This is a genomic window from Pseudarthrobacter sp. TE3704 (genome assembly GCF_056279405.1).
In genome coordinates this window covers 600,368-615,113 of the sequence record NZ_JBWCCJ010000004.1, presented here as the reverse complement: position 1 = coordinate 615,113, position 14,746 = coordinate 600,368, and the positions used below count along the sequence as shown (strand labels likewise).

At 66.2% G+C, this 14,746-nt stretch carries 18 protein-coding genes; 10 read left to right on the top strand and 8 right to left on the bottom strand.

The genetic code is table 11. The features are described 5' to 3' along the window. Positions 1 to 49: 49 nt before the first annotated feature. Together ctaD and ctaC are read right to left on the bottom strand one after the other, a co-directional pair. On the bottom strand, positions 50 to 1,801 hold the full coding sequence (ctaD, locus tag ACZ9BC_RS14045; RefSeq protein WP_476246436.1) for an aa3-type cytochrome oxidase subunit I: 1,752 nt from the start codon (positions 1,799 to 1,801) through the stop codon (positions 50 to 52). Further along, complete coding sequence (gene ctaC / locus ACZ9BC_RS14040; protein WP_476246435.1) at positions 1,801 to 2,694, bottom strand: aa3-type cytochrome oxidase subunit II; 894 nt, start codon at positions 2,692 to 2,694, stop codon at positions 1,801 to 1,803. Before ctaC ends, ctaD begins: the two co-directional genes overlap by 1 nt. Positions 2,695 to 2,863: 169 nt before the next feature. On the opposite strand from ctaC, the gene ACZ9BC_RS14035 reads away from it, so the two are divergent. After that, on the top strand, positions 2,864 to 3,670 hold the full coding sequence (locus ACZ9BC_RS14035; protein ID WP_476246434.1) for a carbon-nitrogen hydrolase family protein: 807 nt from the start codon (positions 2,864 to 2,866) through the stop codon (positions 3,668 to 3,670). Here ACZ9BC_RS14035 and ACZ9BC_RS14030 read toward each other — a convergent pair. After that, entirely contained in the window at positions 3,654 to 4,985 is a 1,332-nt protein-coding gene (locus ACZ9BC_RS14030) for a cytochrome P450 (protein ID WP_476246433.1), read from the bottom strand. The two genes, ACZ9BC_RS14035 and ACZ9BC_RS14030, sit on opposite strands and share 17 nt — an antisense overlap. A 195-nt stretch (positions 4,986 to 5,180) precedes the next feature. On the opposite strand from ACZ9BC_RS14030, the gene ACZ9BC_RS14025 reads away from it, so the two are divergent. Next, positions 5,181 to 5,918: a GAF and ANTAR domain-containing protein gene (locus ACZ9BC_RS14025; RefSeq protein ID WP_476246432.1), complete on the top strand. Its 738-nt coding sequence runs from the start codon at positions 5,181 to 5,183 to the stop codon at positions 5,916 to 5,918. A gap of 13 nt (positions 5,919 to 5,931) precedes the next feature. Here ACZ9BC_RS14025 and ACZ9BC_RS14020 read toward each other — a convergent pair whose 3' ends face one another. The 5 genes from ACZ9BC_RS14020 to ACZ9BC_RS14000 all read right to left on the bottom strand — a co-directional run bounded on the left by ACZ9BC_RS14020 (position 5,932) and on the right by ACZ9BC_RS14000 (position 8,020). Further along, a complete protein-coding gene (locus ACZ9BC_RS14020; RefSeq protein WP_476246431.1) occupies positions 5,932 to 6,249 on the bottom strand; it encodes a hypothetical protein in 318 nt (105 codons plus the stop codon). A gap of 11 nt (positions 6,250 to 6,260) precedes the next feature. Beyond that, positions 6,261 to 6,977 (bottom strand): GAF and ANTAR domain-containing protein, encoded by a 717-nt coding sequence (locus tag ACZ9BC_RS14015; protein ID WP_476246430.1) that lies wholly within the window; start codon positions 6,975 to 6,977, stop codon positions 6,261 to 6,263. Next, positions 6,974 to 7,222, bottom strand: coding sequence for a hypothetical protein (locus ACZ9BC_RS14010; RefSeq protein ID WP_476246429.1), 249 nt, complete (start codon positions 7,220 to 7,222; stop codon positions 6,974 to 6,976). Before ACZ9BC_RS14010 ends, ACZ9BC_RS14015 begins: the two co-directional genes overlap by 4 nt. Then, positions 7,219 to 7,476 carry a hypothetical protein gene (locus ACZ9BC_RS14005; protein ID WP_476246428.1) on the bottom strand — a complete coding sequence of 86 codons (258 nt, stop codon included), beginning with the start codon at positions 7,474 to 7,476 and terminating at the stop codon, positions 7,219 to 7,221. The genes ACZ9BC_RS14010 and ACZ9BC_RS14005 overlap by 4 nt, the downstream gene beginning before the upstream one ends. Before the next feature lie 259 nt (positions 7,477 to 7,735). Continuing rightward, complete coding sequence (locus tag ACZ9BC_RS14000; RefSeq protein WP_079598736.1) at positions 7,736 to 8,020, bottom strand: DUF1540 domain-containing protein; 285 nt, start codon at positions 8,018 to 8,020, stop codon at positions 7,736 to 7,738. Between the two features lie 271 nt (positions 8,021 to 8,291). On the opposite strand from ACZ9BC_RS14000, the gene ACZ9BC_RS13995 reads away from it, so the two are divergent. From ACZ9BC_RS13995 to ACZ9BC_RS13960, 8 genes are all read left to right on the top strand, one after another. Next, positions 8,292 to 9,185, top strand: coding sequence for a phosphodiesterase (locus ACZ9BC_RS13995; RefSeq protein WP_476246427.1), 894 nt, complete (start codon positions 8,292 to 8,294; stop codon positions 9,183 to 9,185). A gap of 35 nt (positions 9,186 to 9,220) precedes the next feature. Next, a complete protein-coding gene (locus ACZ9BC_RS13990; protein WP_147294384.1) occupies positions 9,221 to 9,484 on the top strand; it encodes a hypothetical protein in 264 nt (87 codons plus the stop codon). Positions 9,485 to 9,615: 131 nt separating this feature from the next. Next, a complete protein-coding gene (locus tag ACZ9BC_RS13985) occupies positions 9,616 to 10,023 on the top strand; it encodes a four-helix bundle copper-binding protein (RefSeq protein WP_115525386.1) in 408 nt (135 codons plus the stop codon). A 12-nt stretch (positions 10,024 to 10,035) separates the two neighbouring features. Further along, positions 10,036 to 10,389, top strand: a complete 354-nt coding sequence (locus tag ACZ9BC_RS13980) for a DUF8129 domain-containing protein (protein ID WP_115525385.1) — start codon at positions 10,036 to 10,038, stop codon at positions 10,387 to 10,389. 39 nt (positions 10,390 to 10,428) lie between these two features. Further along, positions 10,429 to 11,967, top strand: coding sequence for a M20/M25/M40 family metallo-hydrolase (locus tag ACZ9BC_RS13975; RefSeq protein WP_476246426.1), 1,539 nt, complete (start codon positions 10,429 to 10,431; stop codon positions 11,965 to 11,967). Next, positions 11,948 to 13,156, top strand: coding sequence for a carboxylate-amine ligase (locus ACZ9BC_RS13970; RefSeq protein ID WP_476246425.1), 1,209 nt, complete (start codon positions 11,948 to 11,950; stop codon positions 13,154 to 13,156). The genes ACZ9BC_RS13975 and ACZ9BC_RS13970 overlap by 20 nt, the downstream gene beginning before the upstream one ends. 195 nt (positions 13,157 to 13,351) lie before the next feature. After that, positions 13,352 to 13,726: a cupin domain-containing protein gene (locus tag ACZ9BC_RS13965; protein ID WP_476246424.1), complete on the top strand. Its 375-nt coding sequence runs from the start codon at positions 13,352 to 13,354 to the stop codon at positions 13,724 to 13,726. A gap of 10 nt (positions 13,727 to 13,736) precedes the next feature. Continuing rightward, entirely contained in the window at positions 13,737 to 14,711 is a 975-nt protein-coding gene (locus tag ACZ9BC_RS13960; RefSeq protein ID WP_476246423.1) for an alpha/beta fold hydrolase, read from the top strand. Positions 14,712 to 14,746: the final 35 nt, after the last annotated feature.

Sequence of the window (14,746 nt, the reverse complement as noted above, 5' to 3'; positions counted from 1 at the left end):
CAATAAACTGTCGGAATTGGGCCGGGAATGACCCCGCGTTGGTGCGTCGTTACTGGTTCGGGTCCGGGCTCCGGACGTCCCGCTCGCCGATGTCTGCCGCACCCAGGACATCCGCTGCTACGCCATGCACCGGCGCGTGTTCACGCACGCTCAGCTCCGGGTGGTGCAGGTCCAGGGCCGGCCGCTCCGACCGGATCCTGGGCAGCGAGGTGAAGTTGTGGCGCGGCGGCGGGCAGGACGTGGCCCACTCCAAGGAGGCACCGAAGCCCCAGGGATCATCCACCGTGACTTTCTTGCCGGTCCGCCAGGTGTGATAGACGTTCCACAGGAACGGGATCATCGATGCGCCCAGCAGGTAGGAGCCGAAGCTGGAGAACTGGTTCATCAGGGTGAAATTGTCCTCCGGCATGTAGTCCGCATAGCGGCGGGGCATGCCCAGCACACCCAGCCAGTGCTGGATGAGGAAGGTGGCGTGGAAGCCCAGGAACAGCATCCAGAAGTGGATCTTGCCCAGGCGCTCGTTCAGCATGGTGCCGGTGAACTTGGGCCACCAGAAATAGAATCCGGCGAACATCGCGAACACCACGGTGCCGAACACCACGTAGTGGAAGTGGGCCACCACGAAGTAGGAGTCGGACACGTGGAAGTCCAGCGGCGGGGCGGCCAGGATGATCCCGGTCAGGCCGCCGAAAAGGAACGTCGCCAGGAACCCGATGCTCCACAGCATGGGGGTCTCGAAGGTGATGGAGCCGCCCCACAGGGTGCCGATCCAGTTGAAGAACTTCACACCCGTGGGCACTGCGATCAGCATGGTCATGAACGCGAAGAACGGCAGGAACACCGCACCCGTGACGTACATGTGGTGGGCCCACACCGTCACGGAGAGGGCGCCGATGGCGATGGTGGCGTACACGATGCCCTTGTAGCCGAACAGGGGTTTGCGGCTGAAGACCGGGAAGATCTCGGACACAATGCCGAAGAACGGCAGCGCGATGATATACACCTCGGGGTGGCCGAAGAACCAGAACAGGTGCTGCCAGAGGATGGCGCCGCCGTTGGCGGGATCGAAGATGTGGGCACCGAACTTCCTGTCGGCCCCGAGCGCGAACAGCGCAGAGGCCAGCGGCGGGAAGGCCATAAGCACCAGGATGCCTGTCACCAGGGTGTTCCACGTGAAAATCGGCATCCGCCACATGGTGAGGCCGGGGGCCCGCATGCAGATGATGGTGGTGATGAAGTTGACCGAGCCCAGGATAGTGCCGAAACCGGACAGCGCCAGCCCGAACACCCACAGGTCACCGCCGATCCCCGGCGTGAACGTGGTGTTGGACAACGGGGCGTAGGCGAACCAGCCAAACGAGGCAGCACCCTGCGGCGTGATGAAACCCGCCGTCGCGATGGTGGAGCCGAACAGGAAGAACCAGAAAGCCAGCGCGTTCAACCGCGGAAACGCCACGTCCGGGGCGCCGATCTGCAGCGGCATGATGACATTTGCGAACCCGGCGAACAGCGGGGTGGCGAACATCAGCAGCATGAGCGTGCCGTGCATGGTGAACAGCTGGTTGTACTGCTCCTTGGTCTGCAGGATCTGCATGCCGGGCTGGAACAGCTCCGCCCGGATAAGCAGCGCCATCACGCCAGCCAGGAGGAAGAACACAAAGGACGCGATCAGGTACATGTACCCGATGGTCTTGTGGTCCGTGGAGGTGATCCAGCTGACCACAATGCTGCCCTTGGGCCGCCTGACCGTTGACGGCGCCGCGGTGGCCGAGGTGACGCCCGTGTTCTGGGTGGTGGTCATTACGGTTCCGTCCTTTGTTGTGCCTCTTCCAGGGCCGGCCGTGCCGGGTTGCGGTCGAATTCGTCACCCAGGATGCCGGTGTTGCCGCGGGCCCGGAGTTCGGCGATGTGGTTGTCGTACTCCTGCTGGCTCACCACCCGGACCCTGAAGAGCATCTCGGAGTGGTACTCACCGCACAGCTCTGCGCATTTGCCGGTGAATTCGCCGGTGCGGGTGGGGGTGAGGTTGATGAACCGGTGGTACTGGTTTTCGCCCGGGTACATGTCGCGCTTCTGCATGAACTGCACCACCCAGAACGAGTGCTGGACATCGCGGGAGTTCAGCTGCAGTTCCACGGTTCTCCCCACCGGCAGGTAGAGGGTGGGCAGCCGGTCCGGGGTGCCGAACTCGCCATTCAGGTGGGCCTGAACGCCAGGATCTTCATGCACGTCTTCCTTGACATAGCCGAAGTCCCAGGACCATTGCTTGCCGCGGACATCGATGATCACGTCGGGATTGGGGTCCCGGGTGTCAATGGCCCGCTGCTCCCGGTCGGTAAAGATAAAGAGGACGCCCACGATCATGAGCGGCACGGAGAGGTAGAAGACCTCCAGCGGCAGGTTGTAGCTCATCTGTACCGGGAACCCCACCGTGTTCTTCCGGCGCCGGTACGCCACGATCACCCAGATCATCAGGCCCCAGGTGATGATCCCGATGATGACCGCCGCGATCCAGGAATTAACCCACAGGTCGGTGATCAGGGGTGTGTTGTCCGTAGTGTCCCGCTCACCGGGAAGGAAGCCGCGCTGGACTTCGGCACTGCAGGACGTCAGTGCCGCCAGGACCCCGAGGCCCATGAGCAAGGCGGGAACCCGCCGTCGTACATGCTTCTTCAAGGGTTTGGTGCCCACCATGCTCCCTCCGGAATGCCTCCAGAGGCCCAACTGCTTGAGCCCGCCGCTCCAGCCCCTGGCCGGACGGTTGTGTGCCAACAGTAACGCGGGGAGGATGCTATGGGAAGAGGCCGGAGCCCGGCCGTGGAGGGCAGGGACAGCAAATGGTTTTCGGGCAGGAGTGGCAGCCATGAAGGTGGCGTTGGGGCAGTTCAGCGCAGGTACGGACCCCGCTGAAAATACGACGGCGGCGGGCTTGCTGATCGAGTCGGCTGCAGGGGCGGGGGCGGAGCTGGTGGTGCTCCCCGAGTCCAGCCTCTTTGCCACCAGCGGGGGTGCAGGCGCGGTAGCCGCCGTTGCGGAGGACCTGGACGGGCCGTTCGTCTCTGCCATCGCAACCCAGGCCAAGCGGCACGGGATCGCGGTGGTGGTGGGAACGTACGAGAAGGGGCCGGGCCGGCTTCCGTATAACACCCTGGTGGCCATGGACAGCAGTGGCGATCTCCTCGGGTGCTACCGCAAGGTCCACCTCTACGATGCCTTTGGCTACCGGGAAAGCGATGGAATTTCGGCGGGCAACCCCGGGGAGCCGCTGGTGTTCCGGCTGGGCGGCTTCCGGTTCGGCGCGTTCACCTGTTACGACCTTCGTTTTCCGGAAAGCGCCCGTTCGGCCGTAGATGGCGGTGCGGACGTCCTGCTGGTTCCGGCGATGTGGATCCGTGGACCGGGCAAGGAGGACCACTGGACCACCCTCCTCAAGGCACGTGCCATCGAGAACACGGCCTACGTCCTGGCCGCCAACCAGGCGGGCCCGCTGGCAACCGGGTACTCCGTGGCGGTGGACCCGGCGGGGGTGGTCATCGCCAACGCAGGCGAGGAGCCGGGGCTGGTGCTGGCGGACCTCAGAGGGGACCGGCTGGAGCAGGTGCGCAGCCGGGTGCCGGTGCTGGCGAACCGGCGCTACGCCGTCGTGCCCCGCCCTAATCCCCTGCCCTGACGGCGGGAGTGAACCGCAGGGAATAGGGATTGAGCTCTCCCGGCACGGGCCGGCCGGGGGACAGCCGGTGACCGTCCTGGAAGGCGAACGAGGTGTCCTTCAGCAGGCAGGACAGCAGGGCGCTGGTGAGCAGCAGGGTCAGCTGGCGGCCGGGGCAGCTGACCGGTCCGGCGCTGAAGGGGATCACGCCCCAGTCCTCCTGGTCGTCATCGCGGAGCCAGAGCGCCGGGTCGAACCGGTCGGCCTGCGGGAGGCGGTGATGGTTCCGGTGGAAGAACGGGACGAAGATCAGGACCCCGCACTTCGCGGGCATGGTTCCGGTGTCCCAGCTGACCTCGCGCGTGGTCTGCCGCAAAATCATTGGCGTGGTGGGCCACAGCCGCACGGACTCGAGCACCGTGGCCCGCAGGAAGGGGAGGTGTCTGCCTCCGGTGCTGTCGTTGGTGTTTTCCTCCGAAGCCAACAGTGCCTGGTTGGGATGCGTTGCCAGCAGGGCCAGGGCGCGGATCGCCGCCATCCCCGATGTCTCCAGCGCGAACAGCCACTGCGGCACCTGGTCTTGTGGCGCAGCCGCATCAGGTTCCGGCCTGCTGCGCATGACAGATGCCAGGCTGCCGGGCTCCGCGGTGTCTATCCGTTCCTGGACGCGCCGCAGGAACCCGTCCCGGAGCTTTGAGCGCCGCGGCCTGAGCACAGACCAGTTGGCATCCTTGCGCAGCCTGGCCAGCATCTTCGTCAGCTCCTGGTCATCACGGGCGGAGTCACCAAAGGCGATGCGCCGGACGGCACGCTGCCAGCACCGGCTGAACACGTCCCAGTCCAGGACGCCCTTGGCGTGGGCCGCGGCCAGCATGGCGTCCGCCTCCTCCCGGACCACCGGCAGGAGGGTGTCCGCGAACCGGTGCACCGGGCTGGAGGTGTCGAGGGCCTGCTCGTGCAGCGCCCGGCGGACCGTCCGCTCGGCGCCGGTGGAGGCCAGGACGTTGCGCGGCTCGAAGTGGGCCAGGGCGCCGCGCTTTTCGCTGCTGGCGGGCGAGAACGGATCGGGCGACTGTGTCAGGACGGCGTGCAGATGCCCGGGCCGCAGGATTACGGCCTGGTTCCGGACGGGCAGCCGCAGGAGCAGCGGGCCCTGCGGATACTTCCGGTCCAGCTCCTGCATCCGCCGGACCGCCCGCTGGTCCAGCTTCAGCCGCTCGGCCAACGCCTCAACACGGGGCCGGCGGAGCAGGGGACCTTTTGCCGCTGTCGGAATGAACACGTCCAGCAGGAACGCTGCAGTGTCACGGACGCTGGCCCTGGGAAGGGAAGTCATTGATGCCTGCCTCGGCTGGTGGGGACGGTTAACAATCCCGTACCCGTTCAGGGCGGCCGTAGTCGCGGGGAGCAGGGCGGGTGCAGGACCACTTATGGGGCGTAGGCTGGAAGGGCCGCCCGGTATCGGGCGGTGACGGTCCCGGCTTTTGGCCCGTGGGGGCGGCACGCGCAGGGCACGACCAGGAAGCCTGCCATGGCTGAAAACATAACTGCCGTATCAATCCGCGTGCATCTGGACGATCTGGTGCTCAGCAGCTCCCACGTGGAGGATTTCCTCCGCGAACTTGCGGTGGCTGCTGCCGCCGATCTTTCGTCCTCCGCGCAGGACGCCTCATGCTCGGTCACGGTAGTGCGGCGCAAGAAGGCTGCGACGGCGGGCAGCAGCGATGCGCGTGCCCTCGCCATGGATGAGATCCAGTACGCCTTCAATGACGGGCCTTGCCTGTCAGCCCTCCGGGAGAACGCCACAGTCCACGTCCCGGACCTGGAGACCGAACACCGGTGGCCGGAGTATGTGGCCGCAGTAAACCACAACGTGCTCGGGTCCATGCTGGCAGTGCCGTTCCCGGGCGGCGGCGAGTTCCAGGCGGCCCTGAACCTCTATTCGGCACGCAGGCACGCGTTCTCCGGTGAAGCGATCGGCCGGGCGGAGAGCTTTGCCGTCCAGGGAAGCTCGTCGCTGAGGCTGGCGCTCCGCATCGCCCAGCTGACCGATGCCCGGGACGACCTCGCCGCAGCCATGGTGTCGCGCACCACCATCAACCTCGCCGCCGGCGCCATCATGGCCCAGAACCGCTGCAGCCAGGAAACAGCGATGGCCATCCTCAAGCGCGCCTCCAGCACACGCAACATCAAGCTCCGCGACCTTGCGGCAACGGTCATCGCCTCGGTGACGGACAACCCCACGGTCACCACCCACTTCGACGTGTGACGCGAAGGGGTGATTACGACGGCGGCGCCTCCCGCCGTCGTACCTCACCTGAAGGGACGTCGTCCGGCTCAACGCCGTGCATCTGGTCCGCGTACGGTGCATACCTCGGCGGCGTCTCGCCGATGATCTCGTTACAGGCAAGGGCCAGCAGGTCCCGCTGGGTGACGGGCAGGGAAATGAGGCCCTGCAGGTAGGCATGGACCTCGTATTCGCCTGCACTGCCGCTCATGCTGAAATAGCGCAGCCACAACTCGCCCACAGTAATGTCAGCCGCGGACAAGGCGTCCTTGAGCTGACTGCGCTGTTCCGGCTCATGTGGATCGAAACCCACGGCTGCACCCCTTACCGTTCCGCAGGCGGCACCCTGGTGACCAGCTGTTCGCTGACCTCAACCAGGGTGGCATCTGCCGCCCGCGCGTTTTTGATCAATTCCTGCATCGCCTGGTCGTGGCTGACGCCGTGCCGCTCCATCAGCATGCCGCAGGCGCGGTTGATGAGGTCCCGGCTGGACACCGTGGCCTTGAGGCTTTCCGTCATCTTCAGCGGCGCTTCGCTGCCCTGGATGTGCGCCAGGAGAGTGGCGGCCGTGCCGGCGAACAGGCTCAGGACCCGGCCGGTGGACTCGTCGTACTGCCCGGGCAGGGCGGAGTAGATCTTCAGCGCTCCCAGCGTTTCCTTCCCGGCCATCAGTGGCGTGCTCACCACGGAGCGGACCGGCATCCCGAGGACCGCGTCCCGCCAGCGCGGCCAGCGCTCGTCCGTGTGGGCATCGTCAACGATGACCACCTTTTCCGACGCCCACGCCGTGATGCACGGACCTTCGCCCAACGAATACTGGGCAGCGTCCGTCTGCTCCACCAGGGCGTCGGTGGAGGCGTTGCTGGTGCGCTTTCCCCCGGCGTCCATCAGCGAAATTCCGGTGCCCGGATTGCCCGGCATGGATTCCTTGATGGCCCGGGCCAGGAGGGAAACAGCACGGTCCACCTTCTCCTCCGTGAGCAGCAGTCCCCGGATGCGCGCGATGGTCGCGGTCAGATCATCCAGGGGGAGCCTGGTCATTCCAACACCGCGGGGTTCTGGTCCGGGATCTCCATCTGGAAACCGCAGGCGCAGCGCAGCACCCTGGTGGCGAGGTAGACGCTCAGCGTCTCCGGCATTTGCCTGCTGTTGTAGCTGCCGCGGATGCTGCGCATTTCGGCGCCCGCGGCAGCCATGGGCTCGCCGCAGTGCATGTACTGCCCGTCATAGACCAGCACGTCCGGGATGTTGCGGGGGCGGTAGCGGTCCGGATGAATGGACATCATGCCACCGCCGGGTAGCTGCTGAGGATGTAGTCGGCAGCGGCGGGGCCTGTCATGTGCAGCCGGCTGTTGTGGACATCCACCCCGCACCGGTGCATGCCGGCGCGGAAGGCCTGATCGGACTTTGGGGTCATGCCGTGAAGTGTTGCCCAGCTGACGTACAGGCCGTAAAGGCAGTCAGGTCCCAGCGTGGAATCGCTGGAGGGATCGAAAACGGTTGCTTCTTCTAGGAATTGCTGGAAATGCGATGTCGCCACGGTATGGATCTTTCGCTTCTGCAAATGTGCCGCCGTTGGGCTACAGCAGCTGCTCCTAAGGCCTGTGCAGAGGTGGCCTGGAGGACGGGCCATGATTCCCGTCACATTCCGAATTTACTCGCGGTGGCAGGGGTTTGTACAGCAGGTGGATGGCGGATGCTGGTGGCAGCGGCTGAACGCCGCATGGCTGTGCCGGGCAGCAGCGGAGCGCCCGGGGGCGATGCCGCCCGGGCGCTCCGGAGCCTTCGGCCAGTTTGTCCTAGGCGTGCGAGTAGGTGAGGCAATCGGCGTTGTCCCGGCCGGGGCCAACGTGGACTTCAGGTGCATTGCACATCAGATGGTCGTTGTGGATGCACTCGCTCCGCTGGCAGGCTCCGACGTCGGCGAGGACCTTGGGGAGACCGCCGTGCAGGCCGGTCTCGATGAACGTGGCGCAGTGGGCGTGGTTTTCGGCGCCGCCCACGGTGATGGCGGCGGCGTTGCAGTTGGTGTGGTCGTTAAAGGAACAGTTCGTTACGCTGCAGTCCGCGACGTGCGTTGTCATTGGAAAGTCCTCCTTGGCCGGCCACCCCGGACGGGCGGCTCCGTGGGTCTACCGTAAGCCCGCGTGGCCCAATCAAAAAGACCCAATAGTGTTCGCTAATTCCCGGTATTTCCGGGGCGCACACCGGCGAGCACCGGCGCGTCGCCGCGAAGCTCTTCCCCCGGTTTCATAAGCGTGCTTATTATGTTGTTCATTTCGGCGGCAAGCAGAGCCCGTCAGCGGATCCTCATGCGTTGCCACCGCCGTATAGGGACCAGCTGAAAGGCCTTTGATGCAGATCCTCCAGGCGGAATATCCCGCACCCAACCACGTGCTGGTCCACATCACCGACCCGCACTTTGTCGCGGAGGGGCTGCTGTACGGGGAGATGGATCCGCAACTGGGGCTGGTGCAGGTCCTGGATGCCATCGAGGGAACCAGGATGCAGCCCGCGGCCATTATCGTTTCAGGGGACCTCACGGACAAGGGCAAAATTGAGGCGTACCGGCAACTGAAGACCGTCTGCGACGCCTACGCCGAGCGGATAGGCACGCGCATCATCTGGGCTATGGGTAACCACGATGACCGCTCCAACTTCCAGCGCATCATGCTGGACGAGGAGCCGCGGCCGGGGCCGGTGGACCGCCGGTATGACCTGGGCGGCCTGCGGGTGCTGGTCCTGGACTCCTCCATCCCGGGCTTCCACCATGGGGAAATCGACGAGGATCAATTGGGCTGGCTGGCGAAGGAGCTGGAATCGCCGGCCGACGACGGCACCCTCCTGGTGCTCCATCACCCGCCGGTGCCCCCGGTCCAGGACCTCGCGGTGCTGTCCGAGCTCCGGAACCAGCAGGGCCTGGCGCAGGTCCTTGAGGGCAGCGACGTGATCGGCATACTCTCCGGGCACACGCACTGCTCCCTCTTTTCGACGTTCGCCAACATCCCTGTGTCCGTGGCCGCGTCCACCAGCTACACCCAGGATCTGGCGATTCCCGCGGGGGCGATGCAGGGCCGGGATGGTGCGCGGTCCTTCAACCTGGTGCGCATCCACGGCCGCACCCCGGTCACGGCAGTGGTTCCGGTGGGCAAGTACCGGAGTTTCGGCACGCCGATATCGGCCGAAGAAACACGGCGCCGGCTTGAGGAAGCGGCCATCACCATTCCGCCGTACCAACCCATCAACTGAAGCCGTACCCACCCATCGACTGAAAGGGCAGTGCCGTGTATGAACCCCTGAGTGAGGCTTTGAATGAGCCTTTGAACCCGGTGGATGACATCAATCTGCGGCTGGCCGTGGCTGCGGCGGACATCGCCGAGCTGCGGGCGGAGGTGGCCCGGCTGGACCGGGCCCTGGAGGAATCGCGGCGGCTGAACAAGAGAGCCTCGGAGGTGCTGGAACTGGTATACGAGCACCTGGCGAACGACCCGCAACCCGCCCCGCAGCGGGCCTGGCCGCGCGCCACGGTAACCGGGCCCACCGCCTGACGTTCCACGCTCCGCCGGATGGGGGAGTCCGCCCTCTGTACCAAGTCCCGCAATCCCGGTACCGTGAAAGAAGTAAGTGTACTTACTAAGTCCTGACCGTTGCTGATCAAGGGGGAAGGAGGAGAAAAGGCATGACCCACATACGGTCCATGATTGACACGTATCCCAAGGACCTCGGTGACATCGACGTGACCAGGCTTGCCGAGTGCATCAGCGCCTGCTTTGAGTGCGCCCAGACGTGCACCGCCTGCGCTGACGCCTGCCTGGCCGAGGACATGGTGGCGGACCTTGCCACGTGCATCCGCACCGACCTGGACTGCGCGGATATCTGCGCCGCCACGGGAATGGTGCTGTCCCGGCGCACCGGTTACAACCCTGCCACCACCCGCGCCCTGCTGGAGGCCTGCCGCACGGCCTGCCGGGCCTGCGCGGACGAATGCGAACGGCACGCCGACATGCATGACCACTGCCAGGTCTGCGCCGAAGCGTGCCGGCGCTGCGAACAGGCCTGCGCTGACTTGCTCACCTCACTAGCCTAAGGAGCCCGGACAATGAATGACGCATCCCGGAACGATGTTCCCCAGCACAAGGACCTGCCCCTTCCCGACTACGACCACCTGCCCGTAGGGACACTCCCCACCCGCATCTCCGGACTGGAGGAAGCGGACGTGGCGCAGCTGGTCAGCTACGAGAAGGCGCACGGCAACCGGCTGCCCATCCTGCAGATCCTCGAGAAGAGGCTTCAGGATCTTCAGGGCGGTGCCGTTCCCAGCGGCCCCCGGACCCCCGGCACACCCGAGGTGAACACCGGCCAGCCGGTGTCCCCGCAAAGCCCGTCAGTGCCTGGACCACCGGTCAACCCGCCGTCGCAGGGGGTGCCCACCAACCCTTCCCAGCCGCGGTGATGCCGCAATGAACCGGCTGGAATAGCGGGAGGGGCGGGTATGGACAGGCAGGAGTACGACGGCGGCGCGCGCTTGCATGCCTACCTCCGCTCCCATCACAGCAGCATTGAGAAGCAGCTGGCAGAGTGGGTGCGCGTTCCGGGCATCCTGGGTGTGCCGGAGCACCAGCGGGACCTGCTCCGCTCCGCGAACTGGCTCGCTGCCGCCTTCCGTGAGGCGGGCTTCCCCGTGGTTGACGTGCAGCCCACGGGAAAGTCTCACGCGGTCTGCGCGGAGTGGTGTGAGGCGCCGGGAGCTCCCACCGTCCTGGTCTACAGCCACCACGATGTCCGCGCGGTCAAGCCGGACAACTGGGAGCAGACCTCGCCGTTCGAACCGGTGGTCCGCGAAGGCAGGCTCTACGGGCGGGGAAGCTCGGACGCCAAGGCCCAGGTCCTGGCGCACCTTTGGGGCATCCGCGCCCACCTGCACCAACGCTCTCTCACCTTTGACCGCCAAAACCCGCACGCTCTCTCACGTTTGGACGCCACAAACCAAACGCTCCTGCACTCCACTTCCCCTGCACAGGCACACCCCGCCCGGCCCGCGCCCGCCGTCAACCTCAAGTTCATCGTCGAGGGCGAGGAGGAAGGCGGCTCCCCGCATCTCGCGGCACTCCTGGAGGAACAGACGGAAAGGTTCCAGGCCGACGTCGTACTTTTCTCCGACACCCTCCTCTGGCACGAAGACCACCCCGCCCTCTGTGTAGGCCTGCGCGGCATGCTCAGCGCCAGCCTGGAGGTGTTCGGGCCGGAGCGCGACGTCCACAGCGGGGCTGTCTCCGGAAATGCCCCCAACCCGGCCTTCGAACTGGCCAGGCTCCTGGCGCTCCTGCACGATGCGGACGGCAGGATCGCCATTCCGGGGTTTTACGACGACGTCGAGCCGCTTCCGGAGGACCTTCGGCAGGCGCTCGCGGAGCTTCCCTACAGCGACGAGGACTGGCTGAAGCGGTCCGAAAGCGGCGCCATTACTGGCGAGAAGGGGTACACGCCGCTGGAGCGGCTGTGGCTGCGTCCCGCCGTCGAAGTCACCTCGATCATCGCCGGCGATCCCATCGGTGTGTCGCGTGCCGCGGTGCCGGCCGTGGCGTCGGCGGACCTGAGCTTCCGGACCGTGCCCGGCCAGCGGGTGGAGAAGGTGGCTGACCAGCTGCGGCAGTGGGTGGAAAACACCATCGGGGACGCTTTCGGGCACACGCTGACGCCGGACCTGGAAACGGCGCAGGAGCCGTACCGCACTCCGGACCACCCCGCCGTCGCCGCACTGGAGCGGGCCATGGCCGTGGGGTTCCACAGCGGCAAGGTGGGGCGGATGGGGAACGCCGGCGGGGGACCGGCCGAACTGCTTGGCCGCGTGCTGCAGGCGCCGGTGCTGTTCTTCGGCACCGGGCTTGTGGAGGACCACTGGCACGACAGCGATGAGAGCGTCAGCCTGGAGGTCCTGATGAACGGCGCCGTGACGCAGGCCTGCTTCTGGGATGAGCTTGCAAAGATGCAACGAGCAAAGGACGACGGCGATGGACACCTCAGGCAATGACCGCACCGTTCGCGACGGTACAGGGAGCGCCGGTGCGGTCAATGGCGGTACCGGCGGTACCGGCGGTGCCGGACGGGTGCGGACGTTCGGGATAGAGGAGGAGCTGCTCCTGGTGGACCCCGGCAAGGGGGAGCCCGTGCCCATGGCCGGCGCGCTCCTGGACCTGTACGTGCGTCCGATGGAATCGAGTTCCGGGCCGGTCCTCACCGCGGAGTTCCAGCAGGAAATGATCGAGGTGGTCACCCCGCCGCATTCCACCATGGACTCGCTGGAGGCGGACATCATCGCCGGCCGGGCCATCGCGGACAGGGCAGCGCAGGACGTCGGGGTGCGGGTGGCCGCCCTGGCCACATCACCGCTGCCCTGTGACCCGCACCCGGTACGGCTCCGGCGCTTTGCCGCCATGGCCGAGGAGTACGGGCTGACCGCCAGGGAACAGCTCACCTGCGGTTGCCACATCCACGTCTCGGTTGACTCGCCGGAGGAAGGCGTGGCCGTCCTGGACCGGATCCGGATCTGGCTGCCGGTGCTGACCGCGCTGAGCGCCAACTCCCCGTTCTGGCACGGCGAGGACACCGGGTACGCCAGCTACCGCTCGCAGGTCTGGAACCGGTGGCCGTCCGCCGGCCCGCTGGAAATCCTCGGCTCAGCCGACGCCTACCACCAGCTGGTGCATGACATGGTGAGCACCGGCGTCGCGCTGGATGAGGGAATGGTCTACTTCGACGCCCGGCTCTCGCGGCACTATCCCACGGTGGAAATCCGCATCGCGGACGTGTGCCTGCGGCCCCAGAACACCGTGCTCCTGGCCGGCATCGCCCGCGGGCTGGTGGAGACCGCCGCGCGGGAGTGGCGGGAAGGCAAAGAGCCTGTTGGCGCGCCGTCGGCCCTGATCCGGCTGGCGGGCTGGAAGGCCAGCCGCTGGGGACTGCGCGGGGAACTGCTGGACCCGCACTCGCACCGCCCTGTGCCGGCGCTCGCCGTCGTCAATTCCCTGCTGAACCATATCCATGGGGCGCTGGAGGACAGCGGTGACCTGCAGCGGGTGGAGGAGCTGGTGGACGACCTGCTGCAGACCGGCACCGGCGCCGTCCGGCAGCTGGAGGTCCTGCACCGCACCGGGGACCTGGAAGACGTGGTGAACGACGCCGCCGACTGCACCGTGGGGTTACCGGCAGAAGGATCCTGAACCGGCCCGACCCCCATCTCGGGAAGGGGGAGTGCCACGTATTGACCAGTGCCTGTGCCCGGGCGCACGCTGATAGCGCTAGTTGCAGCGTTGGCGGGCATTCAAGGCCTCGGTAGGCCGGCCAACCAATCCCTCCTGGAGATGTCTCAGCGCCCCGGACGAACAGTTGCAATCCCTCCCTGTCAGGAGAATGAAATGGCCGCCGTTACTGTCAGAACCCTTGAAGCGAAGTCCTTCGACCAGCCCGATGAAAAACGGCGCCCGCCGAAGACCGAGGTGGACGTGGTCAACATCGGTGACACCACCCTTGGCCGGTTTACCTTCCAGCCCGGATGGAAGTGGTCGGAGACGGTCAAGACCGTTGTCCATACGGACAGCTGCCAGGTTAGTCACGTGGGAATTTGCGCCGCCGGAACCCTCACCGTAGAGATGGAAGACGGAACCCGAACCACCATAACTCCCGGAAACGCGTATACCATTCCGGCCGGCCACGACGCCTGGGTGGAAGGCGACGAGACGTTCGTGGGGTACGAGATCATGAGCGCGGCCACCTTCGCGAAGCCGGCCTAAACTCTAGAACGTGGCGACGGATACCGGGTCCCGGAAGAAGCCCCGGCGCGGGCTGCGCCGGGCCGGTATCGCCGCGCTCATCGTCCTGGGGCTGATCCTGCTGTCTACGGTGGCTAACCTGATCCTGGAGTCCAGGGAGAAGTCGGGCACGCCAGCGTACGGTGAGCGGGTCGCGGTGAGCGGCGGCAGCCTGAATGTGGTCCGGAACGGGGACCAGGGCCAGCCGATCGTTCTTCTGAGTGGCCTTGGAACTCCGGCTCCCGGCCTTGACTTCGCCCCGTTGATGCGGGAGCTCGGCGGCTTCGACGCCATTGTGGTGGAGGGGTTCGGCTACGGCTACAGCGACCTCGAAGCCCCCGTGCGGTCCAACGAAAACATCAGCACCGAGATTCACGACACACTGGCAAAGCTCCAGGTCCGGCCGCCCTATGTCCTGGCAGGGCATTCCATCGCCGGTTTCTACATGCTGGATTACGCCAACCGGTACCCCGCGGAGGTGTCCGCCGTGATCGGCATTGACGCGACGATTCCCAAGCCCGGAAGCGGGCCGGTTGAAGACCCGCAGCCAGGCATCAACGTGGAGCGGGCACTGGCGGTTACCGGCGTGGTCCGCGGGGTTGCCGCGCTGGCCCCGGGCTTTGTTGACCCGGACAGCGACGCCTATACGGACGAGGAACTGCGCCGGATGCGCATGATGGTGAGCTGGAATTACGGCAACCCCGCCGTTGCCGACGAAACAGCCCGGATTGCGAACAACGCGGCGGCCCTCCGGGGAGTCACCTACCCGGATGACCTCCCCGTCCTGGCGTTTGTTGCCGATGAAGGCTCCGATTCAACGGCCACCAAAACCGCAGCGGCCGAGAACCTGCTGAAGAACGTCCGGCGGCATCAGGTTGTGCCGATCGAGGGCCACCACTACCTGCACTGGACGCAGTCCAAACGGATGGCGGACGAGATCCGGGCCTTCCTTACCGCACCGCAATAAAACCAGCAACGCGGGGTCACTCAATGCCCTCCGCG